Here is a 20,159-nt window from a genome sequence, read left to right as displayed (position 1 = left end):
AGCCGCGGCTACCACCAGGGGCGCGCCACCTGCCAGGCGATCGCGGGACCGTCCGGCCAGGCCTGACCTTCGTACTCCCAGAGATCGCGGGTTTCGGGATCGCGCCAGAATTCGGCGCGGGTGGTGCCGGCCTGTTTCCAGTCGATCCGTTCGCGACAGCGCTCGAGTTCCAGCGTGGCCAGGGGCAATTCCCGCGTGGTGGGGGCGCTGCATTCGAGCGTGCCCTCACCGACGTGGCGCACCACGGTCCCCGAGGCGTCGCGGACGTGGCGCTCGATGGCGTAGCCGGCGGGAGAGGTACTCCGCCAGGGGGAACCGTCCATGCCTGGGTAGTGGGTGCCGAGCAGGTCGCGACCCATACCGGCCGTGGCGAAGAGGCCCCCGTCGCGCAACTGGAGCGACAGTCCCTCGGCGCTTGGCCAGTACGTGTGCCCATTCGCCATCGCCCCAAGGATCAGCAGCCCGCGGTGGTTCTCGGTGTGGACCGCGAGGGATGCGTACGGGAGCTCCTCGGCGTGGGAGGTCACGTCCGGGCCTCCGGAAACCATCCCTTTCAGGGATGCCCCGAGCGGGGTGGGGCCCCCGCTGCCGCAGCCCGTGACCAGGCTCACGAAAATTCCCAGGCCCAGACATGCGAAAGCCGCCCGGAGGCGGCCTTCGCGAGGGAAGAGCGGATTGGTCCGCATGGGCTGGCGTTACCGGGTGCCCGTAGCCGGGGTGGTGCCGGTACCCGGGGTGGTACCCGTGCCCGGCGTGGTGCCGGTCGACGCAATCAGGCCGACCAGACGGCCGGAGCGGGTGGCGATGCGCGAGATCGCGCCCGGTTCGGACCGAGCGGCCGCGGAGATGCCGCCGGACGGAGAGCCGCCCGCCACCGGCGCATTGGCGCGGCCCTGCGGGGCGCTCGCGCTGGAACTGGCGCTGGACGGGGCAGCCGCAGCGGGGCCGCCCGTCGTACCGACGGATTGCGCCATCAGGGGGTTGGTTGCGAACAGGCCTGCAACGGCGGCCGTGGCAAGTATCTTCTTGATCATGGTCACGTTCCTCGCTTCACCGGGGGTGTCGGTTGTCGGGATGCAGTCTAGGAGGGGAGCGCACCCGCGGGCCAGAGCAGGGGGGTGATTTTGAGAGGTGAATACGGGGTTTCGCGTACGTGTTTTGATCGGGTTGGGAATTTTGCCCTCTGGAGGTCACATTCGGTCCCGGCTGCCGCATCGCGGGTCTCTTCACGAAGGGTTCAGCCAAGCAGGCCTAGGCTGGAATGGGTCAAGTGATCGCGTGGCCGGATGGCGGCGCAATGGAGGCACAGATGATGAGCAGAATCCTGATGATGCTGGCACTGGCGGGTGCGGTGGCACTGCTGGCGGGGTGTCAGACGATCAGCAAGCAGCAGACCGGGGCCCTGATCGGCGGGGCCGCCGGGGGCGCGATCGGCAGTCAGATCGGCGGCGGGCGCGGGCGTACCGCCGCGATTATTGCCGGCACCCTGGCGGGTGCGGCGATCGGCGGTTCGGTGGGGCGCAGCATGGACGATGTCGACCGGATGCGGGTGTCGCGCACGCTGGAGACGGTCCCGGACCGGCAGAGCTCGACCTGGCGCAATCCGAACACCGGGCATCAGTATCAGGCCACGCCCACCCGCACCTACCGTTCCTCGGGGCAGGACTGCCGCGAGTATCAGGTGCAGGCAACGATGGACGGATATCCGGAGACCATCACGGGCACGGCCTGCCGCGATGCCAGCGGGCGCTGGGTGAACGTCTGACGTCCAGGCGTGATCGCTCAGTCTTGGGTTCCGGTGGTAACCGGTCAAGCACGGCTGTCGAGAGCCGCGCAGCCACAAAAAAGCCCCGCATGAGCGGGGCTTTCTCGTTCCAGGCAAGGCCCGGACGGGTGCCGGCAACCGATCAGGAGCGGCGGTACATGTCCTCGGTGGTCGGAACGAAACCGAGGTTGTCCTCGCCGATACCCTTGACCTTGGGTTCGTTGAGGTCGCTGATGCGTACGTTGCCGTCCAGGCTGCGCAGGTATTCGGCGACACCATCCCAGATGTCGACCCCGACACCGCCCGGAACATTCTGCTGCACGCTGGCCCAGCCGGCGACGACGTATTCCTTGTCGGCATCCAGCTTGCGGCCGTCCAGTTCCATCTCGGAGATCCGGTTGCCGATCTCGGCGGTCGGATCGATGGCATATTTCAGGCCGCCGACGCGCACCATGTCGCCGCCCTGCTGGTAGAAGGGGTCGGCGTTGTAGAGGTTGTCCGCGACGTCTTCCAGGATGTCCTTGATCTGGGCCCCGGTGAAGGTGTTGCGGGTCATCTCCGGATAGGTCAGGCCGGTCTGGTCCATCACGTGCTCGAAGGTGATGGGCATGCCCGGCAGCACCGTGGTGCCCCAGCGGAAGCCCGGGGAGAAGGAGATCTGGGCGTCGTTGTATTCGATCAGGCCGTCGCAGATCAGCTGGTCGAAGGTGCCGTTGAAATTGCCGCGGCGGTAAAGCAGGTCGTCGGTGACCGCCAGTTCTTCGGACAGCTTTTCCTCCATGTTGAAGGTTTCGCCCTTCCAGGTGACCTCGCTGTTGCGCATGTTGTGGATGAACGAGGCCATGCCCGGGTGTTCCGGCAGCATCTCGGCGAACACCGGCACCAGGCGGTATTCCCAGTCCTGGATCGCGCCGTCGCGGAAGTCGAAGTCCAGCACGCCGACGAACTTGGCGTTGGAGCCGGCGTTGGTGACCAGGCAGGTGCCGCCATCGGGGCGCTCCACCGGCAGCGGCTGCGGCACGGCGTCGTGGGTGTGGCCACCCATGATGGCGTCCAGTCCCTCGACCATACCGGCCATCTTGATGTCCACGTCCATGCCGTTGTGCGACAGGGCGACGACGATCTCGGCGCCCTCCGCGCGGGCCGCGTTGACCTGTTCCTGCATGTCGTCCGGGCGGATGCCGAAGGACCACTGCTCCACCATCCAGCGCGGGTTGGCGATGGGGGTGTAGGGGAAGGCCTGACCTACGACCGCCACGTTCACGCCATTCATCTCGCGGATCACGTAGGGCTTGAAGATCCGATCACCCCAGTCCACGTCGCGCACGTTCTGGGCCACGAAGTCGATGCCTGCGTCGGCGAAGTCGCCGTTCACGACCTCTTCGACGCGGTCGGCGCCGTAGGTGAATTCCCAGTGGCCGGTCATGATGTCGATGCCCAGCAGCTTCTGTGCATCCACCATGTCCTGCGCGTTGGTCCACAGCGCGGAGCCGGAGCCGCCGCCCCAGGTATCGCCGCCATCCAGCAGGAGGGCGTTCGGGCGGGAGTCACGCAGCTTGTCGACCAGGGTCTTGAGGTGCGCGAAGCCGCCCACACGACCGTATTTCTCGGCCGCTTCCATGAAGTCGAGATTGGTGTAGGCGTGCGCGTAGATGCTGTCGCGCTCGATGTCGTAGTGCTTGAGGAAGTGCTCGCCCACGATATGCGGCGGGCGATTGCGCATGTCGGCCACGCCGAGGTTCATGTTCGGTTCGCGGAAGTAGATCGGCTTCAGCTGGGCGTGGCAGTCGGTGTAGTGCAGCAGGTGCACGTTGCCGAAGCGATCCAGCGCATCGTAGGGATCACCCGCGGTGCCGCCCTTGTTGTTGCTGCAGGCAGCGGTGCCCAGGGGGAAACCGGCGGCGCTGGCGGCGGCCAGCAACTGCATGAATTCTCGGCGTGAGATGTGCATGAGGAATCCTACCTCTCTATTCCGGGTTGGTGGTGAATGGCAGTAAAGACATTTTGCGACGCGAGGTAGACGATCCGTTGCCGGCGTGCATTCCCTAGCGCCGCCCCTCGCGGGCCTCGCGCGCGGTCTCGCGGGCGGAGTCACGCTTGTCCTCGATACGCTGGCGGTCCCGATCGCTGGCATCCGAGGCGTCCATGGCGGCCTCGAACTGGCGGACCGCTTCTTCATACTGAGCGCGGTGGAAGAAGTATTCGGCCATGGCTTCGCGGCTGATTGCAACATAGCCCGCGCCGTCCGCGATGTCGGCCTGCAGGCGCAGCAGCTCCGGGTTGGGGGCGGCCTCCTGGCGGACCATGTCCGACAGGATGCGGATCGCGCGATCGGGCTGGCCAAGATCCCGGTGTACGCGGGCGAGGCGTTCCCGGATCACCGGGTGGCCGGGGTACACCGCGTCCAGGTCCTGGAGCCGCTCGAGGGCCTGTTCATGTTCGCCCTCCTCGCGCAGCAGGGCGGTGAACGCCAGCTCGAGGGTCAGCCCGGGGGCATCGGCGGCATCGAGCCGTTCCAGTTGTTCGCGCGCGCGGGAGGCCTCTCCGCGCTCGAGATAGGCGACGGCTGCGCCATAGCGCCGCGCGGGGGATGGGGAGTCCGTCGCGCGAAAGCGCTCCAGGGTGCGGCGCGGGTCTTTCAGGGCCTGCACGCGGGCCTGCATCCATTCGAATTCGGGCCCGCGGGCGCGGGTTTCGGTCGCGGCCATCTGGCTGGCCCGGTTGCGGGCATCGGTGATGCGGTCGAGGGTTACCGGGTGGGTGCGCAGGTATTCCGGTACCTGGTCGCCGACCCCGCGCGAGAGCTCCTGCAACCGCTCGAAGAAATCCGCCATCGCGTGCGGGTCGAACCCGGTGCCTTGCAGGATCTGCATGCCGGCGCGGTCGGCCTCGGCCTCGTTCGCGCGGGTGAAGTTGATCTGCTGCTGGATGCCGCCGGCCACGCCGCCGGTGATGACCGCCGAGCCCAGCGTCGGGTCGACCGCGGAGGCGAGGATGCCCGCCAGGATCGCCAGGCCGGTGGTGAAGTTGATGTCGCGCCCGCGCGCGAACATGCGCGCCAGGTGACGCTGGGTCACATGGGCGATCTCGTGTGCCATGACCGCCGCCAGTTCGGCTTCATCGCGGACCTCGAGGATCAGTCCGGCGTGAATGCCGATGATGCCCCCGGGCATCGCAAAGGCGTTGACCTGGCCGTTGTCTACGGTCAGGAAGTAGAAGGGGCCGTCTGCACTGGGGGCGTTAGCCAGGAGCTGGCGCCCGAGCGAGTCCACGTAGAACACGACCTCGGGGTCGGTGACCAGCGGGGCGGTGCGGCGGATCTCGCGCAGCAGCGAGCGACCGAGCTCGCGTTCTTCGGCGGGGGTCAGGACGCCGCCGGAGGCCTCGCCGAGATCAGGGAGGGAGACCCCGCCGGAGTGGGCGGGCGGGGCCGCCAGTAGTGCCAGCGCCAGCAGCGCGGCGAGCAGGAAATGAGCAATAAACAGCAGGCCGCGAGGGCCGGCGGGCGCCGGCCCTGCATTGCGGCAATGCCGGGAGGCGTAGTTACTTGCCAAGCCCCGGGGCCGACGAATAGGTGCGCATGCTGTCACGGGTTTCCCACAGCTTCGGCTTGAGCATCGCCTCGGGCACCATGAACTTCTTGCGATCCAGTACCTTGTGAGTCCGGACCTTCTTGACGATGTCGTCGTAGCCCATCTTGAACAGCAGGCCGACGTCGCCACCGGAGGTGCGGCGCGCGATCATGTAGTCGTCCTGCATGTCGTGCACATAGATGTTGGCGGGGCGCAGCTTGCCGTTTTCGTCTTTCAGCGTGACGGCGTAATGGCCGTCCACCTGGAATTCGCTCTTGTCCACCGGGATATCCTCCGCGAAGCAATGAAGCTGATCAGTATGCATCAGCGTTTCCTGAAGCGGGAGCGACCATAGCAGAACTTTTCGCCACGGGCGACCATCCACCTGCCCGCCGTCGGACTTGTTTGCATTTGCGGCCGGTTTCGCTATGCTCCGCGCCCACTCTTGCGCTGTCAGCGCCGAAGGCATGCCGGCGGGAGTCGCGAGAGTTCGCATTCCACGACGAGACGACCCGGAGCACAGCGTGTACGGATTCAGCGAGATCACCCCGGACGAACTGGAGCAGTGGCGCAGCGAAGGCAAGACCTTTCGCCTGCTCGACGTGCGCTCGCCGGGCGAGACCGGGCGCGGGGTCATTCCGGGTGCCGAGCTGATCCCGCTGGCGACCCTGCCGATGCGCAAGGACGAGTTCACCGGCGACGACACGCCGCTGGTGATCTACTGCCAGAGTGGCGCGCGTTCCGCGCAGGCCTGTGCCTTTCTCGCCCAGCAGGGTGTCGACTGCGCCAGCAGCCTGCGTGGCGGTATCGTCGGCTGGGCACAGACGGGCAAGCCGGTGGTAAGCCCGGATTAGAATTCGGTTGTATTCCGATGCCGTTTCGCCTATAAGGGGGAATTCGGCAGGTAACTGTTCGGTCGAGGCTGTCGCGTTCAGGGCCCGATTCGGACTGCAGTACCCGACTGATAAAACGCACTCAAAGGAGAGAAACGATGGCCAACTTTGACCAAGAACTCGATGCTTCCGGCCTGAACTGCCCGCTGCCCATTCTGCGCGCCAAGAAGGCGCTCGCCGCGATGGACGCCGGCCAGGTTCTGCATATCATCGCCACCGATCCGGGCGCCGTGAAGGACTTCCAGGCCTTCGCCAAGCAAACCGGCAACGAGCTGATGGAACACAAGGAAGAAGGCGGCAAGTTCTACTTCCTCGTAAAGAAGGCCTGAAGCGTTTCAAACGCTTGATTCGGGGCGGCAATCCGCAAGGGTTGACCGCCCCGAATCCTGAATAACGACGGTTGCCATGCGGTAACTGGATTGGTGCCTGGACGAGGTCTAGGCTGGCTGCGCAAGGTTCACAAAGAAACCTGCATCGCCTAAAGCGAAGAGGTGTGAGATATGGCGACATACGCTGAGATGCAGCAAATCTTCGACGATATCCGCGGGGATTTTCGCTACGACCACGAGCTCAACGGCTGCCTGAACTGCGGGATCTGCACGGCCACGTGCCCGTCCGCCCAGTTCTACGATTACTCGCCACGCGAGATCGTCCAGCTGCTCTGGACCGAGAACGTCGAGCAGATCTACGACGCGATGCAGGAAAAGATCTGGGCCTGCGCCCAGTGCATGACCTGTGCGGCGCGCTGCCCGTTCAAGAACTCTCCCGGTGGCCTGGTCGCGATCATGCGCGAAGTGGCCATCAAGCACGAGATGCAGTCCGCGAAGGACGTACTCCGTCCGTTCGGCCGCGTGATGCTCAAGCTGATCACCACGGGTAACCAGCTGTCCCCCGACATGATCCAGCCCGATCACTTCCCTGACTGGGGCCCCAACATCCAGAAGGTGGAAGGCGATCTGCGCATCCTGCGCAAGGCGATTCCGGTGAAGACGCTGCAGACGGTCGAGACCGCCTGGGAAGTGTCCCTGAAGACCTCGGTCGAGATGTACACCATCTGGGAAATGACCGGGGTCCTGAAGTCCCTCGAACTGATGGACGAGAACCTCTTCGACGTGATCGAAGACTTCATCGACGAGAAGCGCGAGGACTACGAAGACTGGCTCGAGGAGCAGGAAGAGGAAGACGACGAATAAGTCGCTCGCCGAATCCCGCATCCAAGACATCAGGAGAAGCGTTATGAGTGAACAGACCCCAGGCAATCACAACCAGAATGGTGAAGGCGCTGGCGCCGGCACCATGAAGCCGGGCTACCACAACACCGACGGCCAGGGCATTGCCGGTCACGGTTCGTTCTTCCAGTCGACCGATCTGTCGAAGGAAGACGCGGTCAAGGCCACCGACTGGGTGCGCAAGCACGTCGACCGCCGCACCATCGATCTTGGTGATCGCATGGATGACGTCCGCGAGCATATGTACGAGCTCGAGAAGGACGGCCAGATCATCATCCATCGCATCGAGGATCAGCACGAGCCGATGTCGGTGAACACCCTGTTCGGCTGGGAGAAGAAGGTCCCGACCAAGCAGCTGTGGCACCACAAGTCCTGCGGCCAGTGCGGCAACATCCCGGGCTACCCGACCTCGCTGCTGTGGTTCATGAACAAGTTCGGCTTCGAGCCGGGCAAGGACTACCTCGACGAGACCGACCAGACCTCCTGCACCGCGTGGAACTACCACGGTTCCGGTATCGGGAACGTCGAGTCGCTGGCGGCGGTGTTCCTGCGCAACTTCCACCAGGCCTACGTCTCCGGCAAGCAGCACGGGCACGAGCTGGGTCACTTCTACCCGCTGGTCCATTGCGGCACCTCCTTCGGCAACTACAAGGAGATCCGCAAGTATCTGGTGGAGTCCGCCGAGCTGCGCGAAAAGGTCACCAAGATCCTTGGCAAGCTGGGGCGCCTGGTCGACGGCAAGCTGGTCATCCCGGAAGAGATCATCCACTACTCCGAGTGGGTGCACGTGATGCGCAACCGCATCGCCTCCGAGCTGCAGACCATCGACGTCTCCAACATCCGCACCACCGCCCACGTGGCCTGCCATTACTACAAGATGGTGCACGAGGACGCGGTGTACGATCCGTCCGTGCTGGGTGGCAACCGTACCGCGATCATCACCTCCACCGCCCAGGCCCTGGGTGCGCAGGTGATCGACTACTCGACCTGGTACGACTGCTGCGGCTTCGGCTTCCGCCACATCATCTCCGAGCGCGAGTTCACCCGCTCGTTCACGATGGATCGCAAGATCCGCGTGGCCCGCGAGGAAGCCAACGCCGACGTGATGCTGGCCAACGACACCGGCTGCGTCACCACCATGGACAAGAACCAGTGGATCGGTAAGGCCCACAACCAGAACTTCCAGATTCCGATCATGGCGGAAGTCCAGTTCGCGGCCCTGGCCTGCGGTGCGGATCCGTTCAAGATCGTCCAGCTGCAGTGGCATGCGTCGCCCTGCGAGGACCTGGTCGAGAAGATGGGCATGTCCTGGTCCGAGGCCAAGAAGACCTTCCAGGAGTACCTGAAGGAGGTCGAGGCCGGCAATATCGAATACCTCTACAATCCTGAACTCGCTTACGGGGGCAAGGTCTGATGCAGCAAGATACCGTTCTAGTAGTGGGTGGTGGCCCGGCCGGTCTGGCCGCCGCCGCGAATGTCACCTCGGCTGGCTTCAAGGCCGTGATGGTCGAGAAGGAAGACGTCCTGGGGGGCGCCCCGATCCTCTCGGGCTACGCCAAGCTGGTGCCCTCCGGCGAGTGGGCGAAGGACGCCATCGGCCGCATGGTCAAGCGTGTCGAGGATGACTCGAACGCCACCGTGCACAAGGGCGCCAAGGTCGAGAAGCTGGACGGCGAAGCCGGCAACTTCACCGCGACCCTGACCAATGGCGAATCGGTCCAGGCCGGCGCCGTGGTGCTCGCCACCGGCTTTACCCATTTCGACTCCATCAACAAGCCGGAGTGGGGTTTCGGGACGTACGAAGACGTCCTGACCACCACCCAGATGGAGCAGATGGTCGCCAGCGGCAAGATCGCCTGCCCGTCCGACGGCCGTGTGCCCGAGCGGGTCTGCATCCTGCTGTGCGTGGGTTCCCGTGACCGCCAGATCGGCCGCGAGTGGTGCTCCAAGATCTGCTGCACCGTGTCCGCCAACCTGGCGATGGAGATCAAGGAGATCTCGCCGGAAACCGACGTGTTCATCTACTACATGGACATCCGGACCTTCGGCCTGTACGAAGACAAGTTCTACTGGAAGTCCCAGGAAGAGTTCAAAACCAAGTTCGTCAAGGCGCGTATCGCCGAAGTGACGGCCTCTGGTGATGGCCGCCTGCTGGTCAAGGGCGAAGACACCCTGGTCAAGCGTCCGATCGTCATCCCGTTCGACATCGTGGTGCACGCGATCGGCATGGACCCGAACGCCGACAATCCCGAGATCTCGCAGGTCTTCGGTGTCGGGCTCGAGAAGCACGGCTTCCTGGAGCGCGCCGAGCAGTACACCAACACCTGTGGCACCACCCGTAAGGGCGTCTATTCCTGCGGTGCGGCCTACGGTCCCGAGACGATCGATGACTCGATCGCCCAGGGTGCCGCCGCTGGTGGTCGCGCGGTTGCGGATCTGCATGCGCTGGTTCAGAAAGCCGGCTGAGGTCGTTAGCGACGCGGCGGCTTCCGGGCTTGCCCCGGAGCCGCTGGAGGTCAGCTTCGACAAGGAGATCCTTGCGACGAAGCTGAACAGTCTGAACGAGGCCATCGCCGAGGCCGGCGGGGTCGACGGACTGGAGACCTTCATCGAGGCCCTGCGGTCGAAGCACGAGGTGTTTGCCGCGATCGTGGCCAAGGGCGACGAGATCGATGCCGAGGATGTCCGGACCCTTGGCGGTCTGGTGTTCTCGGTCCGGCGCAAGCTGGGCTCGTTGATGGCCGAGCGCCAGGGTGCGCTGGTCGACGGGGTTCGGGCGCTGGTGCGGCCCGATGTCGAGGTCAACGAGCGCCTTGCCGGGTTCGCGGACCTGGCGGCCGACGACAAGAAGCTGCGGCGGGCGATCTGGGACTTCGGCGCCGAGATCCTGCACTTCGCAGACCCCGAGGCCATGCCGCTGGCGTGTCGCTGGGTCTGGGATACGTCGACCACGACGGGGGCGCTGCGGGAGTTTATCCGCGGCAATGACACCCTCCGGTCGATCCCCATCGGGGATTCGGTCGGCTCGATCGAGGGGGCGCGGCGCTGGTTTTTCGATGCGCTGGCCGAGGAAGGCTTCTATCGGGACCTGCCGTTCGTGACGGACCTGGTCTGGGTGCAGGCCTATTCGGACTATGCCCGGTCGCTGTCGATGAGTCTGGGGATGATCGACAACCAGTTCGGCACCAAGCAGGACCCGCTGGAACTGGCTGTCAAGATGCTGGGGATCGACTCCCCGGAAGGTCGCCTGAAAGGAACCGATGCGTCGCTGCATTGAATAACGGAACGAACTTGAGCCTGGCTACACAGGTTTTCGGAGAGACGTCATGGCAATACATGAAAAGGCACTGATCGAGGACGAGCGCCTCCAGCAGCACGACGAGCTGGTGGTCGACGGGGTGGATGTGTCCGGCCACTGGAACACCATGATCGCCCCGCGCACGGTGCGCGATTACGACGACGATTTCGAATCGAAGATCCAGAGCTTCGCGGGTGGCGAAAACGTCCACCGCTGCTGGCAGTGCGGTTCGTGCACGAACTCCTGCACGATGTACGCGCAGAACGTGCAGTTCAATCCGCGCTACTGGATCTACCTGACCCGCCTGGGCATGAAGGAAGAGCTGGTCAAGGACAAGGACATCATCTGGCAGTGCGTCTCGTGCAACAAGTGCACGAACATCTGCCCGAAGGACGTGAAGCCGGAAGGTGTGATGAAGGCCCTGGCGCACTGGATGGAAGAGGAAGGGATTACCGAGAAGGCCCCGTCCACGCACTTCGACGAAGAGTTTGCCGACCAGATCTACAAGACCGGCCGCATCGAAGACGGCAAGGTCATGCAGAACTTCTTCAAGAAGACCGGCCAGCCGCTGGTGCAGGAATGGCTGAAGGTGTTCATCTTCCGCATGATGAAGCACCTGCCGGTGAAGCATCTGATGGCGATGGGCTTCAACACGATTCATACGCCGCGCACGAAGTCCTGGGGCAAGACCGGGGACGTGCTGAAGAATTACGTGCGCGAACAGAAGGAGGCCGCTCATGGCTAAGGTTGCTTACTATCCGGGTTGCGCGCTCGAGGGCTCCGGTGGGCCGTACGACCGCTCCACCCGCGTGCTGGTCAAGGCGCTGGGTCTCGAGATGGAGAACCTGCGGGACTGGAACTGCTGTGGCGCGATGGAGGTGAAGAACGTCCATCCCATGCTGCAGACCTACCTGTCCGCGCGGAACATGGCGATCGCCTCCGAGCAGATGGGCATGGACACCGTGATGGCGCCGTGCAACGGCTGCTACCACAACCTGAAGAAGGCCGAGTACGAGACCGCCACCTCCGAGGACGCGATGAATACCGTCCAGGATCTGGCACGCAAGTCGGACGACCCGGTCTACAGCGGCGACGTGCGCACGCTGCACCTGCTCGAGTGGCTGATGGAAGAGCTGGGTCCCGAGGGGATCAAGCAGAAGATGACCAAGAGCCTGAACGGCATCAAGGTCGCCAACTACTACGGCTGCATGTATACCCGGCCGCGCCAGATCTTCCCCGAGAAGGACAATGGTCCGGGTTCCGACTCCAGCTACCAGCCGCACTTCATGGATGATCTGCTGGGAGCCGCCGGTGCGGTGAACGTCGAGTATCCTCTGAAGACCTCCTGCTGCGGCGGGGCGCATACGCTGTCGGACTCCGACACCTCGACCCAGCTGGTGCTGAACCTGCTGCAGTCGGCCGAGGATTCCGGCGCGGAAGTGATCGCGACCGAGTGCCCGACCTGCCACTCCGGCCTGGAGATGCACCAGGTGCGCGCCGAGACCGAGTTCGGGATCAAGACCGACGTGAAGGTGCTGTACTTCACCCAGCTGCTGGGTCTGGCCATGGGCCTGTCCCCGCGCAAGCTGGGCATTCACGAAAACGTGAGTGACTCGATCGGTCTGCTGAAGGAGAAGGGGGTCATCTGATCCCCCGATCCATGCCCAGCATGGCCCATTGACGAGTTCAGAAGACGGGCGCCTGGCGCCCGTTTTTTGTGGAGGCACGGGTCCGCTCGGTCCCGGGAACGAGGCGAAACATGGATTGCAACGGCTGCGAGTTTCACCCTGAACTGTTCTACGACGACGAGTTCCAGATCTGGCTGCGCCGCGAGGACGACGACATCCTGACCGTGGGGATGACCGACCTGTCGCAGACGATCGCGGGGAAGATCATCCACGTGCGCGTCCGACGCCCCGGCACGCGGCGCCCCCCGGGCAAGCCGGTGGCGACCATCGAGAGTGGCAAGTGGGCAGGCCCGATTCCGAACTTCATCGACTGCAAGATCGTCGAGGGCAATGACGAGGTGCTGGAGAATCCGGTGCTGCTGAACTCCGATCCGTACAATGCCTGGATCGCCCGGGTCGAGCCGACCAATGGGGTCGAGGCGGCGCTGGAGGAGTTCCTCACCGGGGACAAGGCCGAGGAAGGCTATTGCAAGCGGGCCAAGGATGACGACATCCAGTGCCAGCGCAAGCTGCGGTGAGCGAAACCATGGCGAATCTCGACGACGACTACTACCTGGACAACGACGAGCAGACGGTCGTGATCATCATGACCTCGGGCCCGTCGACGCCGGGGCGCTGTGCCACCCCGTTCTATCTCGGTTCCGTGATGGCGTCCATGGACGTGGATGTCTATATCTTCTTCACTATGGAAGGCGTGCGCCTGATGGAGAAGGGGGTCGCGGACGACCTTCGGGCCATGGAAGACGGCAAATTGATCAAGGATTTTATTCAGGACGCGAAGCGCGCCGGAGTGCGGCTGCACGTTTGCCAGCCCGCGCTGCCGGGGTATAGAATCGACGCGTCTTCGGATCTCATCGACGAAGTCGATGAAGTGAATCGGGCGAGCGAACTAGCCGACCTGATACTACGCAGTGATAAAACGATAACGTTTTAATTTTCCCGCTTTATTTGAATATTCCTGGAGGAAGACATGGGTGCAGTTCGGGGTTGTGATATTCCGGAAGATCTGATGTACAACGTTGAAAACAACGTGTGGGTGCGCAAGGAAAGCGACGGTACCGCGACGGTCGGCCTGACTTCCTACGCCTGTTCGCTGGCGGGCACGATCGTGTCCTACACCCCGAAGAAGGTTGGCAAGACGGTCAAGAAGGACAAGTCCTGCACCACCGTCGAATCCGGCAAGTGGGTGGGTCCGGCGAAGACCCCGGTCACCGGTGAAGTCACCGAGACCAATGACAAGGTTGCTGCCAATCCGGGGCTGATCAACGAAGACCCCTACGGCGAAGGCTGGCTGATCAAGCTGAAGCCGGAAGACTGGGACGGCGAAGTCGGCGATCTGAAGACCGGCTCCGATGCCCTTTCGGCCTTCGAAGCCAAGATGGAAGCGGACGGTTTCGGCGGCTGCTGATCCCGGTTCCTGTCCGGGCCGCCGTTCCCTCGAGGTCGGCGGCCCCTTTTTTTCGGTAATACCCGAGTAAAACCTTCAAGAAATTCGCCGAACCCGGAGAACGCCCATGACGAGCTGGAACGATGTAATCCAGCGGGTCGAGCCCCTCGAGGACGTCCCTGTCGATCCGTCGCTGGTTGATGACCTCCAGCACAGCCTGCGACACAGCGGTGACCCGGGTTCGGTGCACTTCTACACCCCGACGTTCAAGTCCTATCAGTCGACGGAACTGGCCGATTGCGGCAAGAGTGCCTGGCCGGCCATGTCCATCACCGGCGGTGACTGCAAGCTGGCCTGCGATCACTGCAAGGCGAAGATCCTGGAGCCGATGATCCCCGTCCGCACCCCGGAGGACCTCTGGCGCCAGGTGAATGGTGTGATCGAGTCCGGGGCCCAGGGCATGCTGCTGACCGGAGGCTCCAACCATCGCAACGAGGTGGAGTACGACCCGTACTACTCCACCATCCGCCGGATCAAGGACGAGTTCCCCGAGTTCCGTATTGCCATGCACACGGCGCTGGTGGATGACGACATCGCGTTGTCCATGGAGCAGGCCGGCATCGACGCGGCCATGATGGACGTGATCGGGGCCCAGGACACGATCACGCAGGTCTACCACCTGCGGCGCAGCGTGGATGATTTCGAGCAGACCCTCGAGAGCCTGGTGAACACCAACATGAAGGTGGTCCCGCATATCGTGATCGGTCTGCACTACGGCAAGCTGCTGGGCGAGTGGAACGCGCTGGAGATGCTGGCGCGCCATCTGCCCGACGCGGTGGTGCTGGTGGTGGTCATGCCGTTCTACGCCCCGGCCAGCCGTCCGTTCGAGACCCCGGACGTGCACGCGGTCGGTCGCTTCTTCCACGATGCGCGCGAGCGCCTGGGCGATACGTCGCTGCTGCTGGGTTGCGCACGGCCGCCGGGCGAGGCCAAGAGCCAGATCGACAGCTACGCGGTGATGGCGGGACTGTCCGGCATCGCGCACCCGGCCGAGGGCGTGGTGGAACTCGCTGCGCGCCTGGGCAAGAAGGTCCGTGTTACGCCGGCCTGCTGTTCCATCGCGGTCGGCGACGAGGTCATGGCCGAGGACGCCGGCGTCGGCAGCGGCGTTGAGCTGGACCTCGACACCATCGTGGCGGAGGAGACCCGCCGTCGGGAACAGGAGCGCAAGGCGCGCCAGGGCCTGGGCGGCATCCGCATCGTGACCGAAGGCGGCGAAGTGGCATCCGGGGGTGGCTGTCATGCCTGAACGCGATCAGACGACCCTGCGCGTCCTGGACACCGGGCTGCGCCCGGCGGCCGAGAACATGGCCTTCAACCGCTCGTTGCTGGAGTGTCACCAGGAAGGCGTTTCCCCGCATACCCTGCGCTTCCTGCAGTTCGAGCCCTGCGCGCTGGTGGGCTTTCACCAGAACGTCGACCAGGAGATCAACACCGAGTACTGCAAGGAGCACGGGATCGCGATCCAGCGGCGCATTACCGGCGGCGGTGCGATCTATTTCGATGCCACGCAGCTCGGCTGGGAGCTGTACCTGGACAAGCGCTTCCTCGGCACGGCGGACATGGGCCAGATCGCCGCCCGCATCTGCAACGCGGCGGCCGCGGGCATGCGCTCGCTGGGCGTGGACGCGCAGTTCCGCCCGCGTAACGACATCGAGGTCGATGGCCGCAAGATCTCCGGTACCGGCGGCGCTTTCGATGGCGAGTCGATCATGTATCAGGGCACGCTGCTGATCGAATTCGATGTCGAGGACATGCTGCGCATCCTGCGCATTCCGGCCGAGAAGCTCTCGAACAAGGCGATCGAGTCCGCCCGGGACCGGGTCGTGAACCTGGCGACGCTGCTGGAGGAGATGCCGGCCCTGGATGTGGTGAAGGACGCCATCGCGCGTGCCTTCGCCGAGGAGTTCGGTGTGCGCACCGAGGCCGCCGATCTGCTGCCGGAAGAGCGTCGCGCCTTCGACGCGGCCCTGGCCGAGATCGATACCGAGGAGTGGGTGTACCAGCGCAACCGCCCGGCGACCGATGCCCCGATGTTCGAGAGCATCTTCAAGTCCGACGGTGGCCTGATGCGCGTGGGTGCGGCGCTCGATCCCGAGCGCAAGCGCCTCAAGCAGCTCTGGATTACCGGCGATATCTTCGTCAAGCCGGCGCGGACCATCGCGGACCTGGAAGCCGCCCTGCGCGATACGCCGCAGGCCGAGATGGAGGATCGCGTGCGCGCCTTCTTCGCGGAACGCGACGTGGAGATGCTGCAGCTGACGGCCGACGACTTCATCGCCGCCATCCAGTCGGCCCTGGCGCAGGCCGAGGTCGACTCGGCGGCCGCGCAGTGAGCCGCGCAGGGAGCCTTCGCTGATGCTGCCGTCCAGGGTCGATGTCCTGGTGGTGGGGCTGGGGCCCGGCGGGGCCTCCGCCGCGCGCGTATGTGCCGCGGCCGGGCTGTCGGTGCTGGCGGTCGAGCGCAACAAGGCGTTTGGCGAGCCGGTGCAGTGCGCCGAGTTTATCCCCAACCCGATGGGCGCTTATGCAAAGCCCGAGGGCGTTCTGCTGCAGCGCATCGATTCCATGCAGAGCTTCCTGCCCTCCGGCACCGTCGAGCATTCCGACTTCCCCGGCCTGATGGTGGATCGCGGCGAGTTCGACCGCGCCATCATCCGAGCGGCCGAGGCGAATGGGGCGCAGCTGGTCACCTCCACGCCGCTGATGGCGGTGGATGCCGAGCGTCACGTCGCCCGGGTGAAACATCAGGGCGCGGAGCAGGAGGTCGGCTATCGCGTACTGATTGCCGCCGACGGTCCGCATTCCCCGGTGGCCGAATCGCTGGGCCTGCCGGCCCTGCCAACGGTACAGACACGCCAGTACACCGTGCCGCTGAAAAAGGCCTATACCGCAACCGATGTCTGGCTCTCCGACGATTATCCGGGTGGCTACGCGTGGCTGTTCCCCAAGGGGGAATGGGCCAACCTTGGTCTGGGCGCCGACAAGCGGATCGCCGGTGACCTTAAGGCCCCGCTGGAGTCCCTGCACGCCCAGCTTGTGGAGCAGGGCCTGCTGGGCGAAGAGATCCGCTACCGCACCGGCGGGGCGATCCCGGTCGGCGGCCTGCGGGAGTCACTGGTGGCGGGGGATGTCCTGTTTGTCGGCGATGCCGCCGGGCTGACCCACCCCATCACCGGCGCCGGCATCGCCGCCGCCGTGGTGTCGGGCGAGGCAGCCGGCGAGGCCGCGATCGGCCACCTGGAAGGCGCTGCCGAGGCCTTTGCCGACTACGACGAGGAGATGCGCGACCAGTACGGGCCGGCGCTGGAACGGGCCTGCGAACGGCGTGCCTTCCTCAACGAACACTGGCGAACCCCGCGGGCGCAGGAAGACGCCACCCAGCGCCGCGGATGGATTGCATTTTCCGAGTATTTCAACGATGGTGACTGGGCCGCGTAATCGGACCCGGTCGACGGATGCCTGGCATCCCCGAGACAACGCTGGAGGAACCCCATGAGTGCAAGTGCAGAGGAGATGGTCGCGCCGATCAACTTTTACCGGCCCGACTATCACATCAAGACCCCGGACATGCGTTCGCCGGAGTACGTGCAGATGTCCACCGCGGCCGCGATCACGCTGGGCCTGGTGCCGGGCACCATGCATCGCACGTCCTGCACGCACTGCCTGAACCTCCTGGTGACCTATCCGGAAGGCTGCCGCGCCAACTGCTCCTACTGCGGTCTGGCCCGCCACCGCGAGGAATCGCGGGATTACGCCGATCGCAACTTCATCCGCGTCGACTGGCCGACCGCCAAGTACGACGAGGTGATCGAGCGCGTGAAGAATCATGCCGACGCCGGCCAGTTCGAACGCATGTGCATCTCCATGATCACGCACCCGAACTCCGATGCCGACACCGTCGAGCTGCTGGAGCGCTGGGTCGCCGAGGTCAACCATATCCCGGTGTCGATCCTGTCGAACCCGACCACCATGAGCTATGAAGACCTCCAGCTCCTGCGCGACAAGGGCGCGGACATCTTCACGGTCGCGCTGGACGCGGTGACCCCGGAGATCTTCGAGCGTACCCGTGGCAAGTCGGTGGAGAGCCCGCATACCTGGGACAAGTACTGGCAGTCCATCGAGTGGGCCGCCGAGATCTTCGGCCCGGAGAAGTTCGGCGCGCACCTGATCTGCGGCATGGGCGAGACCGAGGAAGAGATCCTGCAGGTCTGCCAGCGCATCCGTGACCTGGGCGGTCATAACCACATGTTTGCCTTCTTCCCGGAAGAGGGCTCGCTGATGGAAGACTGGAACCCGGTCCCGCGTGACCAGTGGCGCCGCGTGCAGCTGGGCCGCTTCGTCATCGACTACGCCGGTGGCCGCATCGACGACATGAAGTTCAATGCCGACGGCCAGGTGGTGGACTTCGGTCTGCCGCAGTCCGAGGTCGAGGAACTGATCGCCTCCGGCAAGCCGTTCCAGACCTCCGGCTGCCCCGGCAAGTCGGACGAGGAGGTCTCGGCCTGTAACCGTCCATATGGCGATTCCAGCCCGACGGACATCCTGTCGTTCCCGTTCGCGCTGAACAGCAGCGACGTCGGGTTCGTCAAGCGGCAGATGGCCGGGGAGGACGTCGGCACCTTCGACTTCGACGCCGACGAGGCGGAAGACGAGAAGACAGCCTGAAAACGATAGTGGTAGTATCCAGCGAAAGCCCCGGCATCCCCGGGGCTTTCGCACGTCAGGGGATCAATAAGACTTTTTGAATATTCAGGTTTCGAGCAGGGTTATCAAGGCCATTCCGAAGAGTGCCCTTGAACAGACCTGCCGAAAAACTCGCGCCACGGTCGGTCACCGTGGCGCGAGCCGTGGGAACACCATCAAGACCGGACCGGCGGCATTACAAGGGGGCCGCGCGTAACCGGGGTGTTCGCACAACACAACAAGAAGACCACCAAAGGAGATACAAAATGGAAGCACGCATCATTTGCCGCAGCCTGGTGACGATCGCGGTCGGCCTGGCCATGGGCTCCGCCGGCGTCGCGCACGCCACCAACGGCTACTTCGCCCACGGCTACGGCACCAAGGCCAAGGGCATGGGGGGCGTCGGGATGGCGATCTCCCAGGATGCCTACGCCCCGGGCATCAACCCCGCCGGCATCGCCGGCATGGAAACCCGCATCGACGGCTCGCTTACCTACTTCCGTCCCGAGCGCTCCTATGAAGTATCCGGTATGCCGTCTGGCCAGCAGGGTACCTTCGGCCTGGCGCCAGGGGAGGTCGATAGCGATAGCAATAACTTTTTCATTCCCTCGATCGGATTCGTCCAGCAGATCGACCAAGATCGGTCCTGGGGTATCGCGCTACTCGGTAATGGCGGGATGAACACGGACTATCCGGCATTCGATAATCAGTTCTGCCCAGCAGGCACGGCTGGTACAGGGCCGTTTTGTGACGGCACGGCAGGTGTGAACCTGGAGCAGTTGGCGATTATTCCCACTTACGCGCAGAAGTTTGCTGATGGGCGCGTGAGTGTGGGTTTTAGCCCGATCATCAGCTATCAGCGTTTCAGCGCGGAAGGGCTCGGTGCATTCGGTGATTTCGGGTATAGCTCGGATCCCGAGAATCTGAGTAGTGGCAGGACGGATTCTTCGTGGGGGTATGGTGGGCAGATCGGTTTCCAGGCCGAGCTGGCCGAAGGGGCTCGCGTCGGTGCGAGCTATCGCTCGAAGATCCGCGCGGGGGACTTTGACAAATATGCAGGCCTGTTCGCGAATGGTGGCGAATTCGATATCCCGTCGACCTATGGCCTGGGTTTCTCGCTCGATGTGACACCAAACATCACGCTGTCTGCCGATTACCAAAAGATTCGCTATTCTGAGATTGATGCCATTGCGAATCCGGTTGCCAACGTTCAGCAGGCTCAATTTGGGGCGGATGGCGGTCCTGGCTTCGGGTGGGATGACGTGAACATCTTCAAGCTTGGTGCCCAGATCGATGGCGGCAACGGCTGGACCTGGCGCGTGGGGTACAACCGCGGCGAAAACCCGATCTCTTCCCAGGATGTGGTGCTGAATATCCTGGCGCCGGCCGTGATGGAGGATCATTTCACGGCAGGGTTCACCAAGGAGTTCGGTCAGCACGAGCTCAATTTCGCAGCCATGTACGCCCCGCGTCAGCGGGTTTCCGGCCCGAATGCGTTGGACCCGGCTCAGGAAGTCGAGATCGAGATGCGTCAGTACGAGCTCGAGATCGGGTACGCGTACCGGTTCTGATTGGGAGGTC

General features: G+C 64.2%; 22 protein-coding genes. 17 read left to right on the top strand and 5 right to left on the bottom strand.

From position 1 onward, the window contains the following. Window positions 1–8 precede the first annotated feature (8 nt). Together F793_RS0106130 and F793_RS0106125 are read right to left on the bottom strand one after the other, a co-directional pair. Window positions 9–548, bottom strand: a complete 540-nt coding sequence (locus F793_RS0106130) for a YjbF family lipoprotein (protein ID WP_026280825.1) — start codon at window positions 546–548, stop codon at window positions 9–11. A gap of 147 nt (window positions 549–695) precedes the next feature. Then, the gene (locus F793_RS0106125) at window positions 696–1,034 is read right to left on the bottom strand and encodes a hypothetical protein (RefSeq protein WP_018867559.1); all 339 of its coding nucleotides are present in this window, start codon (window positions 1,032–1,034) and stop codon (window positions 696–698) included. Between the two features lie 275 nt (window positions 1,035–1,309). On the opposite strand from F793_RS0106125, the gene F793_RS0106120 reads away from it, so the two are divergent. Beyond that, the gene (locus tag F793_RS0106120) at window positions 1,310–1,765 is read left to right on the top strand and encodes an RT0821/Lpp0805 family surface protein (RefSeq protein ID WP_038036983.1); all 456 of its coding nucleotides are present in this window, start codon (window positions 1,310–1,312) and stop codon (window positions 1,763–1,765) included. 142 nt (window positions 1,766–1,907) lie between these two features. Here the strand turns inward: F793_RS0106120 and soxB are convergent, their stop codons facing one another. The 3 genes from soxB to F793_RS0106105 all read right to left on the bottom strand — a co-directional run bounded on the left by soxB (window position 1,908) and on the right by F793_RS0106105 (window position 5,662). Then, complete coding sequence (gene soxB, locus F793_RS0106115) at window positions 1,908–3,716, bottom strand: thiosulfohydrolase SoxB (RefSeq protein WP_018877062.1); 1,809 nt, start codon at window positions 3,714–3,716, stop codon at window positions 1,908–1,910. A 94-nt stretch (window positions 3,717–3,810) separates the two neighbouring features. Then, window positions 3,811–5,232 (bottom strand): M48 family metalloprotease, encoded by a 1,422-nt coding sequence (locus F793_RS0106110; protein ID WP_026279301.1) that lies wholly within the window; start codon window positions 5,230–5,232, stop codon window positions 3,811–3,813. Window positions 5,233–5,308: 76 nt separating this feature from the next. After that, window positions 5,309–5,662: a hypothetical protein gene (locus F793_RS0106105; RefSeq protein WP_018867555.1), complete on the bottom strand. Its 354-nt coding sequence runs from the start codon at window positions 5,660–5,662 to the stop codon at window positions 5,309–5,311. Window positions 5,663–5,861: 199 nt separating this feature from the next. Between F793_RS0106105 and F793_RS0106100 the strand changes: the two genes are divergently transcribed. The 16 genes from F793_RS0106100 to F793_RS0106025 all read left to right on the top strand — a co-directional run bounded on the left by F793_RS0106100 (window position 5,862) and on the right by F793_RS0106025 (window position 20,149). Further along, a complete protein-coding gene (locus F793_RS0106100; RefSeq protein ID WP_018867554.1) occupies window positions 5,862–6,191 on the top strand; it encodes a rhodanese-like domain-containing protein in 330 nt (109 codons plus the stop codon). A gap of 137 nt (window positions 6,192–6,328) precedes the next feature. Further along, complete coding sequence (locus F793_RS0106095; RefSeq protein ID WP_017941140.1) at window positions 6,329–6,559, top strand: sulfurtransferase TusA family protein; 231 nt, start codon at window positions 6,329–6,331, stop codon at window positions 6,557–6,559. A 189-nt stretch (window positions 6,560–6,748) separates the two neighbouring features. Beyond that, a complete protein-coding gene (locus F793_RS0106090) occupies window positions 6,749–7,423 on the top strand; it encodes a 4Fe-4S dicluster domain-containing protein (protein ID WP_017941141.1) in 675 nt (224 codons plus the stop codon). Window positions 7,424–7,466: 43 nt separating this feature from the next. Further along, window positions 7,467–8,873 carry a heterodisulfide reductase-related iron-sulfur binding cluster gene (locus F793_RS0106085; RefSeq protein WP_018867553.1) on the top strand — a complete coding sequence of 469 codons (1,407 nt, stop codon included), beginning with the start codon at window positions 7,467–7,469 and terminating at the stop codon, window positions 8,871–8,873. A gap of 23 nt (window positions 8,874–8,896) precedes the next feature. Then, window positions 8,897–9,925 carry an FAD-dependent oxidoreductase gene (locus F793_RS0106080; RefSeq protein ID WP_018877060.1) on the top strand — a complete coding sequence of 343 codons (1,029 nt, stop codon included), beginning with the start codon at window positions 8,897–8,899 and terminating at the stop codon, window positions 9,923–9,925. Then, window positions 9,864–10,736, top strand: coding sequence for a hypothetical protein (locus F793_RS0106075; RefSeq protein WP_019592785.1), 873 nt, complete (start codon window positions 9,864–9,866; stop codon window positions 10,734–10,736). The genes F793_RS0106080 and F793_RS0106075 overlap by 62 nt, the downstream gene beginning before the upstream one ends. A 49-nt stretch (window positions 10,737–10,785) precedes the next feature. After that, the gene (locus tag F793_RS0106070) at window positions 10,786–11,502 is read left to right on the top strand and encodes a 4Fe-4S dicluster domain-containing protein (protein WP_018867550.1); all 717 of its coding nucleotides are present in this window, start codon (window positions 10,786–10,788) and stop codon (window positions 11,500–11,502) included. Beyond that, entirely contained in the window at window positions 11,495–12,406 is a 912-nt protein-coding gene (locus F793_RS0106065; protein WP_018867549.1) for a CoB--CoM heterodisulfide reductase iron-sulfur subunit B family protein, read from the top strand. The genes F793_RS0106070 and F793_RS0106065 overlap by 8 nt, the downstream gene beginning before the upstream one ends. Before the next feature lie 110 nt (window positions 12,407–12,516). Next, the gene (locus F793_RS0106060) at window positions 12,517–12,963 is read left to right on the top strand and encodes a glycine cleavage system protein H (protein WP_018881837.1); all 447 of its coding nucleotides are present in this window, start codon (window positions 12,517–12,519) and stop codon (window positions 12,961–12,963) included. An 8-nt stretch (window positions 12,964–12,971) separates the two neighbouring features. After that, on the top strand, window positions 12,972–13,379 hold the full coding sequence (locus F793_RS0106055; protein WP_026279299.1) for a DsrE family protein: 408 nt from the start codon (window positions 12,972–12,974) through the stop codon (window positions 13,377–13,379). A 36-nt stretch (window positions 13,380–13,415) separates the two neighbouring features. After that, complete coding sequence (locus F793_RS0106050; RefSeq protein WP_081618657.1) at window positions 13,416–13,853, top strand: glycine cleavage system protein H; 438 nt, start codon at window positions 13,416–13,418, stop codon at window positions 13,851–13,853. 106 nt (window positions 13,854–13,959) lie between these two features. Beyond that, a complete protein-coding gene (locus F793_RS0106045) occupies window positions 13,960–15,141 on the top strand; it encodes a radical SAM protein (protein WP_018877058.1) in 1,182 nt (393 codons plus the stop codon). Then, window positions 15,134–16,228 carry a biotin/lipoate A/B protein ligase family protein gene (locus tag F793_RS0106040; protein ID WP_018877057.1) on the top strand — a complete coding sequence of 365 codons (1,095 nt, stop codon included), beginning with the start codon at window positions 15,134–15,136 and terminating at the stop codon, window positions 16,226–16,228. The genes F793_RS0106045 and F793_RS0106040 overlap by 8 nt, the downstream gene beginning before the upstream one ends. A gap of 22 nt (window positions 16,229–16,250) precedes the next feature. Beyond that, window positions 16,251–17,333: an NAD(P)/FAD-dependent oxidoreductase gene (locus F793_RS0106035; protein ID WP_018881835.1), complete on the top strand. Its 1,083-nt coding sequence runs from the start codon at window positions 16,251–16,253 to the stop codon at window positions 17,331–17,333. 54 nt (window positions 17,334–17,387) lie between these two features. After that, window positions 17,388–18,560 (top strand): radical SAM protein, encoded by a 1,173-nt coding sequence (locus F793_RS0106030; RefSeq protein WP_018867543.1) that lies wholly within the window; start codon window positions 17,388–17,390, stop codon window positions 18,558–18,560. A 284-nt stretch (window positions 18,561–18,844) separates the two neighbouring features. Next, complete coding sequence (locus F793_RS0106025) at window positions 18,845–20,149, top strand: OmpP1/FadL family transporter (RefSeq protein ID WP_018881834.1); 1,305 nt, start codon at window positions 18,845–18,847, stop codon at window positions 20,147–20,149. Window positions 20,150–20,159: the final 10 nt, after the last annotated feature.

It is taken from the genome of Thioalkalivibrio sp. ALE22 (genome assembly GCF_000381445.1).
Taxonomy (GTDB): Bacteria; Pseudomonadota; Gammaproteobacteria; order Ectothiorhodospirales; family Ectothiorhodospiraceae; genus Thioalkalivibrio.
This window is presented reverse-complemented; position numbering and strand designations above follow the sequence as displayed.